Source organism: Streptomyces sp. Je 1-369, from assembly GCF_026810505.1.
Taxonomy (GTDB): Bacteria; Actinomycetota; Actinomycetes; order Streptomycetales; family Streptomycetaceae; genus Streptomyces.
In genome coordinates this window covers 2,995,897-3,015,850 of the sequence record NZ_CP101750.1, presented here as the reverse complement: position 1 = coordinate 3,015,850, position 19,954 = coordinate 2,995,897, and the positions used below count along the sequence as shown (strand labels likewise).

The 19,954-nt window shown below is 70.4% G+C and carries 13 protein-coding genes; 9 read left to right on the top strand and 4 right to left on the bottom strand.

Features of this window, described 5'->3' with window-relative positions; all coding sequences use genetic code 11:
• Positions 1-45 precede the first annotated feature (45 nt).
• The 5 genes from NOO62_RS13750 (at position 46) to NOO62_RS13730 (ending at position 6,996) form a co-directional block, all read left to right on the top strand.
• Complete coding sequence (locus NOO62_RS13750; RefSeq protein WP_268771184.1) at positions 46-756, top strand: hypothetical protein; 711 nt, start codon at positions 46-48, stop codon at positions 754-756.
• Positions 757-833: 77 nt separating this feature from the next.
• The gene (locus NOO62_RS13745; RefSeq protein ID WP_268771183.1) at positions 834-1,679 is read left to right on the top strand and encodes a DegV family protein; all 846 of its coding nucleotides are present in this window, start codon (positions 834-836) and stop codon (positions 1,677-1,679) included.
• Positions 1,680-2,396: 717 nt separating this feature from the next.
• A complete protein-coding gene (locus tag NOO62_RS39270) occupies positions 2,397-3,149 on the top strand; it encodes a helix-hairpin-helix domain-containing protein (protein WP_414930818.1) in 753 nt (250 codons plus the stop codon).
• Positions 3,146-5,851, top strand: a complete 2,706-nt coding sequence (locus tag NOO62_RS13735) for a ComEC/Rec2 family competence protein (protein WP_268771181.1) — start codon at positions 3,146-3,148, stop codon at positions 5,849-5,851. The genes NOO62_RS39270 and NOO62_RS13735 overlap by 4 nt, the downstream gene beginning before the upstream one ends.
• A gap of 260 nt (positions 5,852-6,111) precedes the next feature.
• Positions 6,112-6,996: a YceI family protein gene (locus NOO62_RS13730; protein ID WP_268775611.1), complete on the top strand. Its 885-nt coding sequence runs from the start codon at positions 6,112-6,114 to the stop codon at positions 6,994-6,996.
• 47 nt (positions 6,997-7,043) lie between these two features.
• On the opposite strand, the gene NOO62_RS13725 is transcribed toward NOO62_RS13730, so the two are convergent.
• Positions 7,044-7,289 (bottom strand): hypothetical protein, encoded by a 246-nt coding sequence (locus NOO62_RS13725; RefSeq protein WP_268771180.1) that lies wholly within the window; start codon positions 7,287-7,289, stop codon positions 7,044-7,046.
• Between the two features lie 84 nt (positions 7,290-7,373).
• Between NOO62_RS13725 and holA the strand changes: the two genes are divergently transcribed.
• Positions 7,374-8,357: a DNA polymerase III subunit delta gene (holA, locus tag NOO62_RS13720; RefSeq protein WP_268771179.1), complete on the top strand. Its 984-nt coding sequence runs from the start codon at positions 7,374-7,376 to the stop codon at positions 8,355-8,357.
• A 186-nt stretch (positions 8,358-8,543) separates the two neighbouring features.
• Here the strand turns inward: holA and rpsT are convergent, their stop codons facing one another.
• Positions 8,544-8,804, bottom strand: a complete 261-nt coding sequence (rpsT, locus tag NOO62_RS13715) for a 30S ribosomal protein S20 (protein ID WP_098242480.1) — start codon at positions 8,802-8,804, stop codon at positions 8,544-8,546.
• A 217-nt stretch (positions 8,805-9,021) separates the two neighbouring features.
• Here rpsT and lepA point away from each other — a divergent pair, with 217 nt between their 5' ends.
• Entirely contained in the window at positions 9,022-10,893 is a 1,872-nt protein-coding gene (lepA, locus tag NOO62_RS13710; RefSeq protein WP_268771178.1) for a translation elongation factor 4, read from the top strand.
• A gap of 271 nt (positions 10,894-11,164) precedes the next feature.
• On the top strand, positions 11,165-13,054 hold the full coding sequence (locus NOO62_RS13705; protein WP_268771177.1) for an AMP-dependent synthetase/ligase: 1,890 nt from the start codon (positions 11,165-11,167) through the stop codon (positions 13,052-13,054).
• Positions 13,055-13,121: 67 nt separating this feature from the next.
• Here NOO62_RS13705 and NOO62_RS13700 read toward each other — a convergent pair whose 3' ends face one another.
• Both NOO62_RS13700 and NOO62_RS13695 read right to left on the bottom strand, forming a co-directional pair.
• Positions 13,122-13,706, bottom strand: coding sequence for a two-component system response regulator (locus tag NOO62_RS13700; RefSeq protein ID WP_268771176.1), 585 nt, complete (start codon positions 13,704-13,706; stop codon positions 13,122-13,124).
• 12 nt (positions 13,707-13,718) lie between these two features.
• Positions 13,719-17,813 (bottom strand): HAMP domain-containing protein, encoded by a 4,095-nt coding sequence (locus NOO62_RS13695; RefSeq protein ID WP_268775610.1) that lies wholly within the window; start codon positions 17,811-17,813, stop codon positions 13,719-13,721.
• Positions 17,814-18,032: 219 nt separating this feature from the next.
• Here NOO62_RS13695 and NOO62_RS13690 point away from each other — a divergent pair, with 219 nt between their 5' ends.
• A complete protein-coding gene (locus NOO62_RS13690) occupies positions 18,033-19,949 on the top strand; it encodes a SpoIIE family protein phosphatase (protein WP_414930817.1) in 1,917 nt (638 codons plus the stop codon).
• The last annotated feature ends 5 nt before the right edge of the window (positions 19,950-19,954 follow it).

Sequence of the window (19,954 nt, the reverse complement as noted above, 5' to 3'; positions counted from 1 at the left end):
AGCGGACCGAGCGGGCCGAGCCGACCGAATGCGGAGAGGAGCGTCATGGAAGCCGTGGGCGCGATCGTGGCGCTGCTTGTCGTGCTGTTCCTGGTGCTGGGTGTGTACGTGACCGTGAAGGCGGTCCGTGCGGCCAAGCGTGGGGTCGACCGCACCATCTCGGAGGCCCGCCGGACGGTCGAGGACACCACGCTGCGGGCGAGGAGCTTCGCGCAGGCGGGCAGCTCCGGTGAACTGGCCCAGCTGCGTCTCTCGTTGCGCACGTCGATGCGCGCCACGCAGGACGTCCTCCAGGCGGGCGCCGCCGACGACGCCTCGCTGAAGGAGACCCTGCAGCTGTTCGACCGGCTCAGCGTCCACGGACACGAGCTGGACGACGAGCTCCGTCGCCTCGAGCGCGACCCGGACAAGGCGGCTCTGGCCGAGCGGCTCCCCGGGCTGCGGGAGCGCACGGAGCAGATCAAGAAGGCCGCCGACTCCCTGCGCTGGTCGGCGCGCGACCGGGCCCGCCGGTTCGCCGACGACGACCTGGACTCGCTGAGCACACAGATCGACATGGAGGCGGGCGCCCTGCGGCACTGGACGACGGAGCCGACGCCCGACCGGACCCCGGCCGCATGGCCCGAGCCCGCGCCGGAAGAGTCCGAGGCCGCTCGTCGTGCAGGCCAGGAGCCGACGCGGCCCGCGATCACTCCGCCCGGTGTGCGGGTGCCGTATCCGTGGGAGAAGAAGGCCAAGCCCGAAAGCACGACCTGATCCGCCCGGCGCCGGGGCACCGGGACGGGGAGGGCCCGGACTGCCACCCGACGGCGCAGACAGGTAACCTCCAGCTCATGTCCCGCCATGTCGCGATCGTCACGGATTCAACGGCCTACCTGCCACAGGCGACGATGGAGCGGCACAACATCACCGCGGTGCCCCTGACCGTGGTCCTGGGAGACCAGGCGCTGGAGGAGGGCACCGAGATCTCGGCCCGCTCCCTCGCCCTGGCCCTGCAGAAACGCAAGTCGGTGACCACGTCCCGGCCCAGCCCGCAAGTCTTCGCGGACACCTATCGCAAGATTGCAGAGGCGGGCGCGACCGATATCGTCTCGCTCCACCTGTCCGCCGAGTTCTCCGGTACGTACGACGCCGCGGTCCTCGCCGCGAAGGAGTCGCCGGTGCCGGTGCGCGTGGTGGACACCGGCATGGTGGCGATGGCGCTCGGCTTCTGCGCGCTCTCGGCGGCGCAGGCCGCGGAGGCGGGGGACTCGGCGGAGGAGGCGGTGGCCGCCGCGGAGAAGCGGGCCGCGGGCACGTCCGCGTTCTTCTACGTCGACACCCTCGACTACCTCCGCAGGGGTGGCCGCATCGGCGCGGCCCAGGCGCTCTTCGGTTCCGCGCTCGCCGTCAAGCCCCTGTTGAAGCTGGACGGCGGTCGCATCGACATGCTGGAGAAGGTACGGACGGCGTCGAAGGCGATCGCCCGGCTCGAGGAGATCGTGGTCGAGCGTGCCGGTTCCGGCCGGGTCGACATCGCGGTGCACCACCTGGCGGCCCCGGACCGGGCGTCGACGCTCGCCGAGCGGCTCAGGGATCGGGTGCCGGACCTCGGGGAACTGCACGTCAGCGAGGTCGGAGCGGTGATCGGGGCGCACACGGGGCCGGGGCTGTTGGGGGCCGTGGTCTCGCCTCGGTGAGGCGAGGGCGCTGCTGGGTCCGAACGTTCGGACGTCCGGACGTCCAGACACGGCTGACGTGGTTGACGTGGTTGGGGCCACGTACGAGTGACGGAGTTATCCACAACTGCCGGGTAATCCACGGAAACTGAGCAAGATCAACAAGTTGTGGTGACGGTGCGTAGCGTCGTCGGCATGACGACTCGATCAGATTCTCGGACGGTTTCCGCGACGAGTGGGCCCGGGCGCGGCCCGGCGTCCGATGGGCGTGTGCTCGACGGCCGCGTCGGTAACGGCAGTCGGTACGCCGCTCGCGGGCGGGCCCGGCGTCGACGTGCGTCGGGGGAGGTGGTCAGGCGGCGGGCGGAGAGCCTGTTCGGGGAGCCGCAGGCGCCGCCGCCCCTTTGGCCCGCGGGGCCTTCGTCATCCTCGCCGTCTTTGCCTTCTTCGCCGTCTTCGTCTTCTTCGTCGCCAAGGCTTGATGTGGCGGGGCCGGATGCGGCGCTGGTGGACGGGAGCTGGGCGGCAGGCGTGTCCGGGCCGGGCGTGCGTCGGCCCGGGTGGGCACGGGAGTCGGAGGGGGCAGAGGGGACAGAGGGGACAGAGGCGAGGCCTGCGGGAGAGGTAGAGGAGGAGCGGCCCATCTCGGGGGAGGGGGAGAAGGAGAGGGAGAGGGAGAGGGAGAAGGAGAGGGAGGCGCGGGCGGGGGTCTCGCGTCAGGAGCGGCTGGGGCTTGCCGTGCGGGAGCGGCTGCCGATTTGGGTGCAGGAGCGGTGCGGTCTCGAACGACGAGCTGTGGTGGCGCTCGTCCTGATCCTTGGCGTCGCCGCCGTCTTCGCGGGCCAGCATTTCTGGACGGGGCGGGCCCAGCCCGTGCGGCCACCGGATGTGGTGCGTGAGGCGGGCGCCGTCGCCGAGCGGGGTGCGGCGCCGGCTCCGTCGCCGGGGCCCGCGGCGCAGGCGGGGCGGACGTCGGCGGGTGCGGGAGGCGATGGCGCCGCCGGCGTGATCGTGGTGGACGTCAGTGGGAAGGTCCGTCGGCCGGGCGTCCATCGGTTGCCCGCCGGATCCCGGCTGGCTGACGCGCTGCGGGCGGCCGGTGGGGTCAGGCCGGGCACGAAGACGGGAGACCTCAATCGCGCGAGGTTCCTCGTGGACGGCGAGCAGGTGGTGGTGGGCGGGGCGAGTGGGGTTGGTACGGGGGCCGGGTCAGCCGGGGCGGCGGGACCGAATGCCACGGGGCCGGGGGCGACAGGACCGGGAGTGACAGGGCCGGGGGCGACAGGTCCGGGCGGCGCTGGGCCGATCGGCCTGAACACGGCCACCGCCGAACAGCTCGACGAACTCCCCGGTGTCGGCCCCGTGTTGGCACAGCACATCCTCGACTACCGCGCGGAGCACGGCGGATTCCGCTCCGTCGATGAGCTCCGTGAGGTCAACGGCATCGGTGACCGGCGCTTTGCCGATCTCCAGGGTCTCGTACGGCCATGACGCGCCTGGCAGTTCACGCCGCGTCGGGCCACCGCCTCGGTGCCTCGAATCCGCAGCAGGAGGGCCCGCCGGACCTGCGACTGGTGCCGCCCGCGCTGGCGGCCTGGGGATCGGCGGCTCTGATGGTGGACGCACCGCCGCGCTGGGCGATCGCAGTAGTGGCGGTCGGTGTGCTGGGGGCCGGAGTTCTGTTGGTGACGTGGACGGTTCGAGGAGCCGGAAGCAGCGGTCACATTCAGACCGGGCTGAGGAGGCCGCGACGATGGGGACGCGTCACAGTCGCCGCAGTTCTGCTCTGCGCAGCCGGGGCGGCGGCGTCGGCGGCATTGCACGGGGCGGATCTGCGCCGTGGCCCGGTTCCGGCTCTGGCGGGCGAGTACGCGCGGGTGGAGGCGGAGTTGGAGGTCACGTCCGACCCTCGGCGCACCCGCCCCCGCACGGCGAGCGCGCATGCGATGCCGCCGGCTGTGCTCCTGGACGCGGAAGTCCGCCGCGTCACGCAGGCGGACGGCACGTCGACGGAGACGCGCACACCGGTCCTGGTGGTGGTGCGGACGAAAGCCGCGGAGGGAGCGAAAGCCGCGGAGGCCACGGAGGTCACGGAAGCCACGGAGGCCACAGAGGCCACAGAGGCCACAGAGGCCACAGAGGCGAGGGAAGCCGCCGGGGCAGAGGGTGCCGCCCCCGATCAAGAATCAGCTCGCCCCGCCGCCCCCTCCTGGACGGGCCTTCTGCCGTCGACGCGGGTGCGGGTGCAGGGGCGGTTGGCACCGCCGTTGTCGGACGGGGGGCAGGTCGCGGCTGTGCTGCGGGTGGACGGGGAGCAGGCGCCCCGGACGGTAGGGGCGCCTTCCGGGGCGCAGCAGGTCGCCGGGAAGTTGCGGGGCGGATTGCGGGAGGCCACGAATGGGCTGCCCGCCGATGCCCGCGCGCTGCTCCCCGGGCTCGTCGTCGGGGACACCTCTCGCGTGCCGGCCGAGTTGGACCAGGCGTTCCGGGCAACCGACCTCACGCATTTGCTTGCCGTCAGTGGTGCGAATCTGACCATCGTCCTCGTCCTGCTCATCGGGCCGCCGGGTCTCGCCCAGCGGGCCGAGCGGCGCGGGATCGCACCCAGGCTGGGGATTCCGCTGCGCACGACCGCGGTGCTCGGTGGGGCGCTCACCCTCGGGTTCGTCATCGTCTGCCGTCCGGACCCGAGCGTGTTGCGGGCCGCGGCCTGCGGGCTGATCGTGTTGCTCGCCATCGTCACGGGACGGCGCAGGTCACTCATTCCGGCGCTGGCGACGGCGGTGCTGGTGCTCGTGCTGTACGACCCGTGGCTGGCCCGGAGTCCTGGCTTCCTGCTCTCCGTCCTGGCCACGGGTGCCCTGCTCACCCTCGCGCCGCGCTGGGGTGAGGCGCTGCGCGGCAAAGGCGTGCCGGGGAGGGTGGCCGACGCGCTGGCCGCCGCGGCCGCGGCTCAGGCGGTCTGCGCGCCCGTCGTCGCCGTCCTCGCGGCCCGGGTGAGTCTGGTCGCGGTGCCGTGCAATCTGCTCGCCGAGTTCGCCGTCGCGCCTGCCACGGTGCTCGGGTTCGCGGCGCTTGCGGTGGCGCCGGTCGCGATGCCGGTCGCCAAGGTGCTGGCGTGGGGCGCGAGTTGGCCCGCGGAGTGGATCGCGGGAATCGCTCGCACGGGGGCGGCGCTGCCGGGGAACGGGGTCGACTGGCCGGGTGGCTGGCGTGGCGGACTCGTGCTCGCGGGGGTCACCGTGCTGCTCGTCCTGGTGGGGCGCAGGATCGTGCGGCACCCTTGGCTGGTCGTGGCCTGTGTCGCACTGTTCTTCCTGGTGGTCGTCCAGCCCCCACCCGTCACGCGGGTGATCGCGGGGTGGCCTCCACCGGGGTGGCGGCTTGCGATGTGTGACGTCGGGCAGGGCGACGCGACGGTACTGGCGGCGGGTGATGGCGCGGGGGTGGTGGTCGACGCGGGGCCCGATCCACTGGCGGCAGACCGTTGTCTGCGGTCGCTGGGGATCAGACGGGTACCGCTCGTCCTGCTCACGCACTTCCACGCGGACCACGTCGCGGGGCTGCCGGGGGTGCTGCGAGGGCGCGAGGTGGGGGAGATCCAGACGACGGGGTTCAGGGAGCCGCCGGAGCAGGCCGACTTCGTGCGGGAGCAGGCGGCCGCCGCGCGGGTGCCGGTGGTGTCGGCCGTGGCGGGGGAGCGGCGCAGGGCCGGGCCACTGGACTGGCAGGTGCTGTGGCCTCCGGCGGACCCGGTGCCGAGACCGGAGGGGCCGAACGACGCGAGCGTCACGCTGCTCGTGCGGACGGGTGGGCTGTCGATGTTGCTGCTCGGCGACTTGGAGCCGCCCGCGCAGAGGGCCCTGCTGCGGAGCCCGGCCGCGGCATCGCTCGCTTCCGTGGACGTGATGAAAGTCGCGCATCACGGCTCGGCTCATCAGGATCCGGGGCTGCTGCGCAGGGCGGCGCCGCGGCTGGCACTGATCTCGTGCGGCGCCGACAACTCGTACGGTCATCCGTCGCCGCTCACTTTGACGGCGCTGCGGGCCGGGGGAGCGCAGGTGCTGCGCACGGACACGGATGGGGCGATCGCGGTGATGGGGAGGACGGGAAGGGGTGCGGGGGCCAGGTCCGGGGTGGGAGCGAGTCCCCGGGCGGCGCCCAGGCTGGAAGTGGTCACACGCCCGCCGTGAGCACGACCCGCCCCGCCACAGTCACACCCCACCGCCCCCACCGTCCCCCGCCGAGCCCCCCCGCCGAGCCCCTCACCCACCCACCGAACCCCACCGCCTACCCCCGTCCCGGCCATTTCGGGCCAGTCGCGACAGTTCGCGGCGCATCGGCAGCATTCCCGTGATCTGGGCCCGTGTTGCATCGAAAGCCGCAACGGTGATCGAATGCCTCTTCGTTGTAGTTTGCAGGTGTTGTCAAGTAAGGCGGGGGTGTGTCGCGCGTGTTCGGCCGCTGGCTGGGAAACCGTACGAATCGGACCGGGCGGGTGGGGGCCTTGTCGGCGCTCACGGTCCCGTCGAGTGCGGGGGTGCTCAGCTGCCGGGTGCTCGACCCGGTCAACGAACCCGTGCGGAACGCGGAATTCGCCGTCAGTGACGCCATGGGGCGCAAGATAGTCAGCGGGGGAACCGATCCGTTCGGCTCGTTCGTCACGGCTGTTCCGGCGGGGGACTACCGCCTGGCGGTGTCGGCGGAAGGGTTCACTCCGTACCGGGCGAGCGCCACCGTGGCGGAGGATGCGCACGCCTCGCTGGGTGACGTCACGCTTCAGGTCGCCCAACCTCCGACGCTCCCCGAGCCCGGTGACTGGGAGGTCGACCCGCTGCACTCCTCGGTCGGCTTCACCGCGCGGCACATCGGGCTGGCCCGGATCCGTGGCCGGTTCAACAGCTTCGCGGGTGCGATCCGGATCGGCGAGCGGATGGAGGACTCCGCGATGCACGTCGTCATCGACGCGGCCTCCATCGACACGGCGGTCCAGATGCGCGACGACCACCTGCGCTCCGGTGACTTCCTCGACGTGGGGCGGTTCCCGACGATGGAGTTCTACAGCGACCGCTTCGTCCACAAGGGCGGCAGCCGCTGGGCGGTATCCGGCGGCCTGACGCTGCACGGTGTGACGCGGACGGTCACGCTCGACACGGAGTACCTCGGGGTCGGCAAGGGGCTCGAGGGCGAGACGCGCGTCGCCTGCCGCGCCACCACCGAACTGCACCGCGACGACTTCACGATCACCTGGCAGACGATGCTGGCCCGCGGTATCGCCGCCGTGGGGCACAGCATCACCATCGACCTCGACATCCAGGTCATACCGAAGAGCGGCTGACGGTTCTCTACGGAGCTACGGAGCTGCGGAGCTGCGGAGCTGCGGGGTTACGGAGCCTCCAGCCAGCCCTCGTGCTCCGCGGCCAGCGCGTCGAGCGCCGACGGGTCGAGGCGGGAGTCGGGGTCCTCGACCACGACCAGCCACTGGGCGTCCTCGGCGTCGTCCTCGCCCGCCAGGGCGTCGCGGACCAGCTGGGGCTCCTCGGCCACGCCGAAACGGTCGGGGAGCTCTTCGGCGACCACCTCCGCGGCATCGCGGTCGGGCAGCACCAGGACATGTCGTACGTCGGTCACCCGACCATTCTCCGATACGGGCGGAGACCCAGGGCAAGGCCGTACGGGACGGGCTGTCAGTGGCGCGTGGGATGCTTGACCGCGATGGCCAGGAAGACAGCAAACGACGACCCGCTCGCTCCTCTCACGCTCGCCGTGGGGCAGGAGGACCTCCTCCTCGACCGCGCCGTGCAGCAGGTGGTCGCCGCCGCCCGCGCCGCCGACGCGGACACGGACGTGCGCGATCTCACCCCCGACCAGCTGCAGCCCGGCACGCTCGCCGAGCTGACCAGCCCGTCGCTCTTCGCCGAGCGCAAGGTCGTCGTCGTGCGGAACGCGCAGGATCTGTCGGCCGACACGGTCAAGGACGTGAAGGCGTATCTCGGGTCGCCGGTCGAGGAGATCACCCTCGTCCTGCTGCACGCGGGCGGCGCGAAGGGCAAGGCCCTGCTCGACGCCGCGCGCAAGGCGGGTGCGCGCGAGGTGGCCTGTCCCAAGATGACCAAGCCCGCGGACCGGTTGTCGTTCGTGCGCGGCGAGTTCCGCGCCACGGGCCGTTCGGCGACCCCGGAGGCCTGCCAGACGCTCGTCGACGCGATCGGCAGCGATCTGCGTGAGCTCGCCTCCGCGGTCTCCCAGCTGGTGGCGGACGTCGAGGGCACGATCGACGAAGCGGTGGTGGGGCGGTATTACACGGGCCGTGCCGAGGCCTCCAGCTTCACGGTGGCCGACCGGGCCGTCGAAGGCCGGGCCGCCGAGGCGCTCGAAGCGTTGCGCTGGTCGCTGGCGACCGGCGTCGCCCCCGTCATGATCACCAGCGCCCTCGCGCAGGGTGTCCGGGCGATCGGCAAGCTCTCCTCCGCGCGCGGCGGACGCCCCGCCGACCTCGCCCGTGAGCTGGGCATGCCGCCCTGGAAGATCGACCGCGTGCGTCAGCAGATGCGTGGCTGGACCCCGGACGGGGTGGCCGCGGCGCTCACCGCGGTGGCCGCTGCCGACGCGGGCGTCAAGGGTGGCGGCGACGACCCCGAGTACGCGCTGGAGAAGGCGGTCGTCGCCATCGCCCGTGCGGCGCGGTCCCGCCGGTAACTCACCGGGGGCCCTGCGTCCCCGCAACGCCCCCGGACACAGCAATGCCCCCGGAGTGGGTCCGGGGGCATCGTCGCAGCGTGGCGTACTGCGTGGTCTGTCCGCGATTCGAGGTAGAGGGCTCGAATTACCCTCGCGGGAGGATTGATCAGCGCCCCGGCGAACCGGGGCCAAGGGCATCAGCCCTTAGAGAGACGCGGCCTTCGAAGCAAGCGCCGACTTCTTGTTGGCGGCCTGGTTCTTGTGGATGACGCCCTTGGAGACGGCCTTGTCCAGCTGACGCGTGGCCTCACGCGTGAGCTCGGCGGCCTTCTGGGTGTCACCGGCGGCAACGGCCTCGCGGGCCTTGCGGATCGCGGTCTTCAGCGAAGACTTGACCGCCTTGTTGCGCTGACGCGCCTTCTCGTTGGTCTTGATCCGCTTGATCTGGGACTTGATGTTCGCCACGAAAGAGCCTTTTCAGGTTCAGGTACTGCAGAGGTGACTGCAGCTGAGTGTTATGACACGCGCCTCGAGCTTGAGAGGGCTACGAGACACAGCTGTCCACGGTACCAGTCGCCCTCCCACCGGCCCAAACCGAGCGCAGTGGCTCACCCATGGGACGATGGAACCTACGTATAGATCCGACCCGAGGCGACAGGCGCCTCAAGAGACAGGACCCTGCGTGCCCGCGACCCCTAAAAATGTGCCCGAGCCGAGCCGTACCGACCCGGCTCTGATCCGCAATTTCTGCATCATCGCGCACATCGACCACGGCAAGTCCACGCTCGCCGACCGCATGCTGCAGCTCACCGGTGTGGTGGATCAGCGGCAGATGCGTGCCCAGTACCTCGACCGCATGGACATCGAGCGCGAGCGCGGCATCACGATCAAGTCCCAGGCGGTGCGTCTGCCCTGGGCCCCTACAGAGGGCCCGAACGAGGGCAGTACCCACATCCTCAACATGATCGACACCCCGGGCCACGTGGACTTCACGTATGAAGTCTCGCGTTCGCTCGCGGCCTGCGAGGGCACGATCCTCCTGGTCGACGCGGCCCAGGGCATCGAGGCGCAGACTCTCGCCAACCTCTACCTGGCGATGGAGAACGACCTCAAGATCATCCCCGTACTCAACAAGATCGACCTGCCCGCGGCCCAGCCGGAGAAGTTCTCCGAGGAGCTCGCGAACCTCATCGGCTGTGAGCCCGAGGACGTCCTGAAGGTCTCCGCGAAGACCGGCATGGGCGTCGAGGCGCTGCTCGACAAGGCCGTCGCCGAGATCCCGCCCCCGGTCGGCGTCAAGGACGCCCCGGCGCGCGCGATGATCTTCGACTCGGTCTACGACTCGTACCGCGGCGTCGTGACGTACGTGCGTGTGGTCGACGGCCAGCTCAACAAGCGCGAGCGGATCCGGATGATGTCCACCGGCGCCACGCACGAGCTGCTGGAGATCGGTGTCTCGTCCCCCGAGATGACGCCGGCCGACGGCATCGGCGTCGGCGAGGTGGGCTACATCATCACCGGCGTGAAGGATGTCCGTCAGTCCAAGGTCGGTGACACGATCACTTCCTTGAACAAGGGCGCCACCGAGCCGCTCGGCGGTTACAAGGACCCCAAGCCGATGGTGTTCTCGGGCCTGTACCCGCTGGACGGCTCGGAGTACCCGGACCTGCGCGAGGCCCTGGACAAGCTGCAGCTCAACGACGCCGCGCTCGTCTATGAGCCGGAGACCTCGGCCGCGCTCGGCTTCGGTTTCCGCGTCGGTTTCCTCGGCCTCCTGCACCTCGACGTGATCCGCGAGCGCCTGGAGCGCGAGTTCGGGCTCGACCTGATCGCCACCGCCCCCAACGTGGTCTACCGCGTGATCATGGAGGACGGCGCCGAGCACACGGTCACCAACCCGAGTGAATTCCCCGAGGGCAAGATCGACCAGGTCTTCGAGCCGGTCGTGCGCGCCACGATCCTCGCGCCCAGCGAGTTCATCGGCTCGATCATGGAGCTGTGCCAGAACCGGCGCGGCGTGATGCTCGGCATGGACTACCTCTCCGAGGACCGCGTGGAGATCCGCTACACGCTGCCGCTCGCCGAGATCGTCTTCGACTTCTTCGACCAGCTGAAGTCCAAGACGCGTGGTTACGCCTCGCTGGACTACGAGCCCACGGGCGAGCAGTCCGCCCAGCTTGTCAAGGTCGACATCCTGCTCCACGGCGACAAGGTCGACGCGTTCTCGGCGGTCACGCACAAGGACCAGGCGTATGCGTACGGCGTGCGGCTCGTCGCCAAGCTGCGCGAGCTCATCCCGCGGCAGGCCTTCGAGGTGCCCGTCCAGGCCGCGATCGGGTCCAGGGTCATTGCCCGCGAGACCATCCGCGCCATCCGCAAGGACGTCCTCGCGAAGTGCTACGGCGGTGACATCTCCCGTAAGCGCAAGCTGCTCGAGAAGCAGAAGGAGGGCAAGAAGCGCATGAAGATGGTCGGCTCCGTCGAGGTGCCGCAGGAAGCCTTCATCGCCGTGCTGTCCAGCGACGACAGCGGCCCCGGCAAGGCCAAGAAGTAGGCAGGAAGCAGTTCCCCCGATCGCGGCTCCGCCGCGGTCACGCGGGCCCGGTGCGCACACGCATCGGGCCCGCGGCGCGTTGCGGCGGGCCTGCCCGTTCCGTTTGGGTGTCTGTAGGAAGTGACAGGCAGATGCCCCTTACGCACCGGGCGTCGGCGCTCTACTCTGATCACCACTCGTAGGTTACTCGCAAGTTAAACAAGTAGCCCTGAGGGATGTAAGAAGCAGCCGCCAGCCAGTTCGCCGCACTGTCGTGGGCCCGGAGGATGTCGTGAGCGACACACAGACCTTGATCGAGAACCGTCCGCCTTCCGTGGCGCATCTCTTCCTGGAGCGCGTGGCGGCCACCCCGGACGCCGAGGCCTACCGCTACCCCGTCCCGGCGGCGTCCGGAGAGGGCCCCGACGACTGGAAGACGCTCAGCTGGGCGCAGGCCGCCGAGCGCGTCGACGCCATCGCGGCGGGCCTCGTCGAGCTGGGGCTCCAGGCCGAGGACCGCGTCGCCCTCGCCTCGTCGACGCGCGTCGAGTGGATCCTCTGCGACCTCGGCATCATGTGCGCCGGCGCGGCCACCACCACGGTGTATCCGCAGACCAACGCCGAGGAGTCGGCGTACATCCTGTCCGACTCCGGCAGCCGCGTGCTGATCGCCGAGGACGCCGCGCAGCTCGCCAAGGCGCGCGAGAAGCGCGCCGACCTGCCCGAGCTGCGGCACGTCGTGGTGCTCGACCCCGACGGCGCGGCGCCCGCCGACGGCGACCCCGAGGGCTGGGTGCTCACCCTCGCCGACCTGGAGGCCCGCGGCGCCGCGTACCTGGAGAAGAACCCGGGGCTCGTCAAGGAGCGCATCGCGGCGATCACCAAGGACCAGCTCGCCACGATCATCTACACGTCCGGCACCACGGGCCGCCCCAAGGGTGTGCGCCTGCCGCAGGACAACTGGTCGTACATGGCCAAGGCCATCGCGGCGACCGGTCTGCTCGGCCCCGACGACGTGCAGTACCTGTGGCTGCCGCTCGCCCACGTCTTCGGCAAGGTGCTGACCTCCGGGCAGATCGAGCTCGGGCACGTCACCGCCGTCGACGGCCGCGTCGACAAGATCATCGAGAACCTGCCGGTGGTGCAGCCGACGTACATGGCGGCCGTTCCCCGCATCTTCGAGAAGGTCTACAACGGCGTCGCGGCCAAGGCGCGGGCCGGCGGCGGAGCCAAGTACAAGATCTTCCAGTGGGCCGCCGACGTCTCCCGCGAGTACGCGAAGGTCAGCCAGGACAACTTCCGCAGGACCGGCACCGCGTCCGTGCCCTTCGGGCTGCGCGCCAAGCACAAGACCGCCGACACGCTCGTCTACTCCAAGCTGCGCGAGGCCTTCGGCGGTCGGCTGCGCGCCGCCGTCTCCGGCTCCGCCGCGCTCGCCCCCGACATCGGCTACTTCTTCGCGGGCGCCGGCATCCACATCCTCGAGGGGTACGGCCTGACCGAGTCCTCCGCGGCGTCGTTCGTGAACCCCGGCGAGGCCTACCGCACCGGCACGGTCGGCAAGCCGCTGCCCGGCACCGAGGTGCGCATCGCCGACGACGGCGAGATCCTGCTGCGCGGCCCCGGCATCATGGAGGGCTACCACGGCCTCCCGGAGAAGACCGCCGAGGTCCTGGAGTCCGACGGCTGGTTCCACACCGGGGACATCGGCGAGCTGTCCGTCGACGGCTACCTGCGGATCACGGACCGCAAGAAGGACCTGATCAAAACGTCCGGCGGCAAGTACATCGCGCCCGCCGAGGTCGAGGGCCAGTTCAAGGCCGTCTGTCCGTACGTCTCCAACATCCTCGTGCACGGCGCCGACCGGAACTTCTGCACCGCCCTCATCTCCCTCGACGAGCCCGCCATCCTCGACTGGGCCAAGGAGAACGGCCAGGAGGGCAAGTCGTACGCGGAGGTGTGCGCCGCTCCCGCGACGGTGGAGCTCATCGAGGGCTATGTGCGCGAGCTCAACGAAGGCCTGCAGCGCTGGCAGACCATCAAGAAGTTCCGGCTCCTGCCGCGCGACCTCGACGTCGAGCACGGCGAGCTGACGCCCAGCCTGAAGCTGAAGCGCCCGGTGGTGGAGCGGGAGTACAAGCACCTGATCGAGGACATGTACGCGGGGTCGCGCGAGGCCTGATCCGTCGGCTCGGAGCCCCTGGGTCCAGGGGGCCACCCGTTGTTCGTCACGCGGTCGGGGTGCCGGTCTACACGCCCCGGCCGCGGCACATCTCCTGCACCAGTTCTTCCATGTGCGTCACGTGGCGGCGCAGTTCGAGGACGTCCTTGAGGCTGCTCGCCGCCATATGCGTCTCGATCGCCGACAGACGCGCGGCCAGCTCGTCGAACTGGCGCTGCTCACGGGCCAGTATCCGCTCCAACTGCCTGTTTTTACGGTGCAGTTCGAGGAAGACGGTGACCTTGGCGCGCAGCACCCACGGGTCGAAGGGCTTGGTGAGGTAGTCCGCCGCGCCCGTCGCATAGCCACGGAACGCGTAGCCGGAGTCGTTGTCGGTGCCCGTCAGGAAGATGATCGGCACGTCTTTGGTCTGGTCGAGCCGTTTGATGTTCGACGCGGTCTCGAAGCCGTCCATGCCGGGCATGCGGACGTCCAGAAGGATCACGGCGAATCGTTGCCGCAGAATCGCCTTCATGGCCTCCTCGCCCGAACGAGCCCGCACCAGGGGCTCGTTCAGTGATCCGAGGACGGCTTCGAGCGCCATCAGGTTGTCCTCCATGTCGTCGACTAGGAGGATGCTCGCGCGGTTGTCGGTGGCGGCCTCTGCACTCATGGTCACGGTGCCTCACTCGGTCGTCGGCGGAACAGCGCTCTCTCCTTGAACACTGTCCTGCTCCTGAACGACGGTCTCTGGATCGGGGGTTGTGGATTGCTCGTCGGTCGACGAGCCGGCTGGGTCCAGGAGGGCACAGACGACGCCGAGCAGTTGGTCCACGTCCACGGGTTTGGGGACGTAGTCGGTGGCGCCCTGGGAGATGGCCTTCTCGCGGTCTCCGGGCATGGCCTTGGCGGTGAGGGCGACGATGGGCAGGCCCTGCCAGCGGGGGCTGCGACGGATCGCGACCATGGTTTCGTAGCCGTCCATCTCCGGCATCATGATGTCCATCAGCACGATGTCGACATCCGGGTTGCGCTCCAGGGTCTCGATGCCCTCGCGGCCGTTCTCCGCGTACAGGACGGGCATGCCGACGCGGCTGAGGACATGGGTGAGGGCGAAGACGTTGCGGATGTCGTCGTCGACGATGAGCACCCTGCGGCCCGGCAGTATCCGGCCCGCGCGCCCTTCCTTCCACTCCTCCAGTTTGGTGGGCGTGGGCCAGCTGTCGTCGGGTTCGAGTGCGGTGTGCGGCCGCAGGGCCGCCTGTTCCATCGGCTCCGGAAGGTGCTGGATGTGCGCCGCGGCGTACGCGATGGCGGCGGCGCCGTGGCCCGGGTGCACCACCGGGACGTAGAGCGAGAAGGTGGAGCCCTGGCCGGGGCGGCTCTCCGCGGTGATACGGCCGCCGAGCAGGCCCGCGATCTCGCGGCTGATGGAGAGGCCGAGGCCCGTGCCGCCGTATTTCCGGTTGGTGGTGCCGTCGGCCTGCTGGAACGCCTCGAAGATCACCGGGAGCTGTTCGGCGGGGATGCCGATGCCGGTGTCGCTGACGGCGAAGCACAGCAGGTCCTCGTTGTCGTGGAGCAGCCGGTCGCCCGCGGACTCCTTGACGCGGCTGACCCGCAGCTCGACGCTGCCCGCCGAGGTGAACTTGACCGCGTTCGACAGCAGGTTGCGCAGGATCTGCTGGAGGCGCTGCTCGTCCGAGAACATCTCGCGCGGCACGTCCTCGCCCACCGATACGTCGAAGGCGAGACCGCGGTCGAGGGTGAGCGGGCGGAACGTCGCGTGGACGTAGTCGAGGACCTTGATGAGAGGGAGCTTCTTGGGGCGTACGTCCATCCGGCCCGCCTCGATCTTCGACAGGTCGAGGATGTCGTTGATCAGCTGGAGCAGGTCGGAGCCGGAGCGGTGGATGGTCGTCGCGAACTGCACCTCCTGGTCGGAGAGGTGGTCGTCCGGGTTGTCGGAGAGCAGCCGCGCGAGGATCAGCAGCGAGTTGAGCGGGGTGCGCAGCTCGTGCGACATGTTCGCGAGGAACTCCGACTTGTACTGGGAGCTCGTGGCCAGCAGCGCGGCCTTCTCCTCCAGCTCCGCGTTGGACCGCCGCAGCTCGGCCTGCTGGCGCTGGAGTTCGTCCGAGCGCTCCTGGAGCTGGATGGCCAGGCGCTGCGACTCGCCGAGCAGCGACTCCGTGCGGGAGTTGGCGATGATGGTGTTGATCGCGACGCCGATGGTGTTCACGAACTGGTCGAAGAACGCCAGGTGGACGTCGGAGAAGCGGGAGAACGTCGCCAGCTCGATGACGCCGAGCAGCTTGTCCTCGAAGAGGATCGGGATGATGACGACCGTGGCCGGTGCCGCGTCGCCGAGCCCCGAGTGGATCTTGATGTAGTCCGGCGGGACCTCCTCGACGAGGATGCGCTTCTTCTCCAGCGCGGCCTGGCGCACCAGACCCTGTGCGGGCATGCCGCCCGTGTCGACGACGGAGCCCTGCGCCGCTCCGTACCCGGCGATGAAGGCGAGGCCCTTGGCGGTGACCTGGCTGGGCGCGGGAGACTCGGCGGTGTCCGGGTCGGCCAGGAAGAACGCGCCGTACTGCGCGTTCACCAGCGGGGTCAGCTCGCGCAGGATCAGGTCGGCGACCTCCATCAGGTCCCGGTGTCCCTGCATCAGACCGGCGAGACGGGCCAGGTTGGACTCCAGCCAGTCCTTGGCGCGGGTGGTCTCACGGAGGTTGGAGACCATGAGGTTGATGTTGTCCTTGAGCTCGGACACCTCGCCCCGGGTCTCGACCGTGATGGAGCGGGTCATGTCGCCCTGGGCCACCGCGGAGGCCACCTCGGCGATGGCGCGGACCTGCGTGGTGAGGTTCAGTGCCAGCTCGTTCACGTTCGTCGTCAGACGCTTCCACGTGCCGTACACGCCTTCGACCCGGGCCTGGCCGCCCAGCTGCCCCTCGGAGCCGACCTCGCGGGCCACACGGGTGACCTCGGAGGAGAACGAGGACAGCGTGTCCACCATGGTGTTGATGGTGGTCTTCAGCTCCAGGATCTCGCCGCGCGCGTCGACGTCGATCTTCTTGGAGAGGTCACCCTGGGCCACCGCGGTCGCGACCTGCGCGATGTTGCGGACCTGGCCCGTGAGGTTGTCCGCCATGTAGTTGACGTTGTCGGTGAGGTCCTTCCACACGCCCGATACGCCGAGCACCTGCGCGCGGCCGCCGAGCCTGCCGTCCGTGCCGACCTCGCGGGCGACGCGGGTCACCTCGTCGGCGAAGGCGCGCAGCTGCTCCACCATCGTGTTGACGGTGTCCTTGAGCTCCAGGATCTCGCCGCGCGCCGTGACTGTGATCATCTTGGACAGGTCGCCGTTGGCGACGGCCGTGGTGACCTGGGCGATGTTGCGGACCTGCGAGGTGAGGTTCGACGCCATGAAGTTGACGTTGTCCGTGAGGTCCTTCCATACGCCCGACACCCCGCGGACCTGCGCCTGACCGCCGAGGTTGCCCTCGGTGCCGACCTCGCGCGCGACACGCGTGACCTCGTCGGCGAACGCGGACAGCTGGTCGACCATCGTGTTGATCGTCGACTTCAGCTCCAGGATCTCGCCCTTCGCCTCGACCGTGATCTTCTTGCCGAGGTCGCCCTGGGCCACGGCCGTCGACACGAGTGCGATGTTCCGCACCTGGGAGGTGAGGTTGTCGGCCATGAAGTTGACGTTGTCGGTGAGGTCCTTCCACACACCCGACACGCCCCGCACCTGAGCACGCCCACCCAGGTTGCCCTCGGTGCCGACCTCGCGCGCGACACGCGTGACCTCGTCGGCGAACGCGGACAGCTGGTCCACCATCGTGTTCACCGTCGACTTCAGCTCCAGGATCTCGCCCCGGGCGTCGACGGTGATCTTCTGGCTCAGGTCGCCGTTGGCGACGGCCGTGGTGACCTGGGCGATGTTGCGGACCTGCGAGGTGAGGTTCGACGCCATGAAGTTGACGTTGTCGGTGAGGTCCTTCCACACACCCGACACCCCGCGCGCCTGGGCGCGGCCGCCCAACTGCCCCTCCGTGCCGACCTCGCGCGCCACACGCGTCACCTCGGCAGCGAACGCGGAGAGCTGCTCCACCATCGTGTTCACGGTCAGCTTCAGTTCGAGGAGCTCACCCGTCGCCTCGACGGTCACCGTGCGCGTCAGGTCGCCCTGCGCCACCGCCGTCGTCACGAGCGCGATGTCCCGCACCTGCGCGGTGAGCCGGGACGCCATCGTGTTGACGGCCTCCGTCACGTCGCGCCAGCTGCCCGAAAGCCCCCGCACCTTGGCGCGCCCGCCGAGACGCCCCTCCGTGCCAACCTCACGGGCGACCCGCGTGACCTCACCCGTGAAGAGGGACAGCTGATCCACCATCGTGTTGACGGCCCGGCCCAGACGGCGTAAATCACCCCGCAGTTCACGGGTGCCGTCGTGCAGGTCGACACGTTGCGTGAGGTCGCCGCCCGCCACCGCGTTCAGCACCCGGGTCGCGTTCGCCGCCGGTGCGACCAGCGCGTCGAGCAGGGTGTTGACCTCCGAGACGCGGGCCGCCCACCGGCCCTGACCGGGGCTCGCGGCGAACCGCTCGTCCAGCCGGCCGTGCCGTATGACCTCGCGCCGCACGCGGATCAGCTCGCTGTCGAAGTGCAGCGAACGGTCCAGCATTTCGTTGAACACCACATACAGCTCCGCGGCCAGGCCGTCGCCGACCGGCGCCACCTTGGTGAAGTCACCGTCCCGTGCGGCCCTCATGGCGGCGAGGAGCGGGCGCAGCTGGCAGTTGGCCGGATCCGTACCGGCCTCGCCACTCTGCGTCGGGACCGGAACCCGGTCTTTTCCAAGCACAGGCATAGCACTGTTCTCACTCATAACGGCCCACTTCGGTAACTCGGTGCTTATGAGCGTGGCCAGTCTGTCACTCTGTCGATGTCGCCTGAGGCGTATTCGCCCGAACTGCTCAGGAGCCGCACCGTGGGGTCCATTCCGATGCAACTGGAGGCCGATATTCGTGCCTCCGCCATGGACCCGGGCCGACCCGGGCCACCGGCGGTGGTGCGCACGTCATTGCCCGGAAACCCACTGGCGCCCGCCGCCGCGCGGAGATTCGTGCGGGCGGCGCTCGCCGACTGGACCGAGCTCGGCGTGCCCGCCGCCGCCGGCATCACCGACCGGCTCGCCGACGACGCGGTGCTGCTGGTCAGCGAGTTGGTGACCAACGCCGTCGTGCACGCGGGCACGGCCGTCGAGCTGATGTGCCGCCTCGACGAGGTGCTCCCCGACGAGAACACGGAAACCCTCCTCATCGAGGTCGCCGACCACCACCCCGCACGCGCCGTCCGCGGCGAGCACCGCCCGCCGTCCTCCGGCACTCCCGAGTACGGCCGCGGCCTCCACCTCGTCGCGACCCTCTCCGAGTCCTGGGGCATCACCTACCGCACCGGCACGAAATCGGTCTGGGCCCGACTGCCCGTCGAGGGCGTCCAGGCCGGCCCCGGGATCGAGTCGTACGCGAGCGAACAGGCCCTGCTGCGCGGACTGCGCGCCGCCGAGATCCTCGCGCCGCTGCCCAATCGCGCCTCGCAGGACACGGAGTGGGTCAACAGGGGCGCGCTCACCTTCCTCGCCGAGGCGTCCGACCTCCTTGCCGGACAGTTCGACGAGGACCTGGTGGCGGCACTCGCCGGACAGCTGCTCGTGCCGCGCCTCGCCGACTGGTGCGCGATCTGGCTCGACGACATGTCCCAGGGAGCCGTCCACGACTCCCTGGGCGTGCAGGGTGCACGGCTCGCCCGCGTGTGGCACACCAGCGAGCACCGGATGGAGGAGCTGCGCCGTGTCCTGGAGAAGGAACCGCCCCGCGTCCCCGACACGGCGGGCTCCGGCGCCTTCCCGCTGCCCTGGCCCGGTGAGGCGCTGGCGGGCGGGGCGCCCGGCGCGGCACTGGCGTACCGGCTGAGCGCGGGCGGGCGCGCCCTCGGCACGCTCGTCATCGGCCGGTCCGGGCTCGTCCGCTTCCCCGACGAAGTCACCGGACTCGTCGAGGACTTCAGCCGCCGGGTCGCGCTCGCCATCAGCACCGCCCGGCGCTACCAGCGCCAGGCCAACATCAGCCAGGTGCTCCAGCGCGGACTGCTGCCCAGCAAGGTCGCGGACATCCCCGGCGTCGAGAGCGGCCTCGTCTACGAACCGCGGGACAAGGGCGGCCCCGGCGGTGACTTCTACGACGTGTTCCAGGCGGGCGACGGCCGCTGGTGCTTCGCGCTCGGCGACGTCCAGGGCAAGGGGCCCGAGGCGGCCGTCGTCATCGGCCTCGCCCGCCCCTGGCTGCGGCTGCTCGCCCGCGAGGGGTACCAGGTCGCGGAGGTCATGGACCGTCTCAACCAGCTGCTCCTCGACGACGCGATCGAGGCGGCGGACGCGGCGGCGGCGGTCGTCGCGGCGGCGGGCGGGCAGGGCGCGCCGCCCGACAGCCCCACGTCGCGGTTCCTCTCGCTCCTGTACGGGGAGATCGTCCCGTACGAAGGAGGAGTGCGCATCACCCTCGCCTGCGCCGGGCATCCGCTGCCGCTCGTCATGTCCGCCGCCGGTGAGGTCCGGGAGGCGGCCACTCCGCAGATGCTGCTCGGGGTCGTCGACGACGAGACGTACAAGAGTGAGAGCTTCGACCTGCGGTCCGGCGAGACGCTCCTGTGCGTCACGGACGGCGTGACCGAGCGCCGGACGGGCCGACGCCAGTTCGACGACGGCGACGGCCTCGCACGGGCGCTGGCGAGCTGCGCGGGGCTCGACGCGGACCTGGTGGCGGAACGGATCAAGCGCCTCGTCCACGAGTTCTCGGAACGCCCTCCGGACGACGACCTGGCACTGCTGGTGCTGCGGGCGCGGTGAGGCGC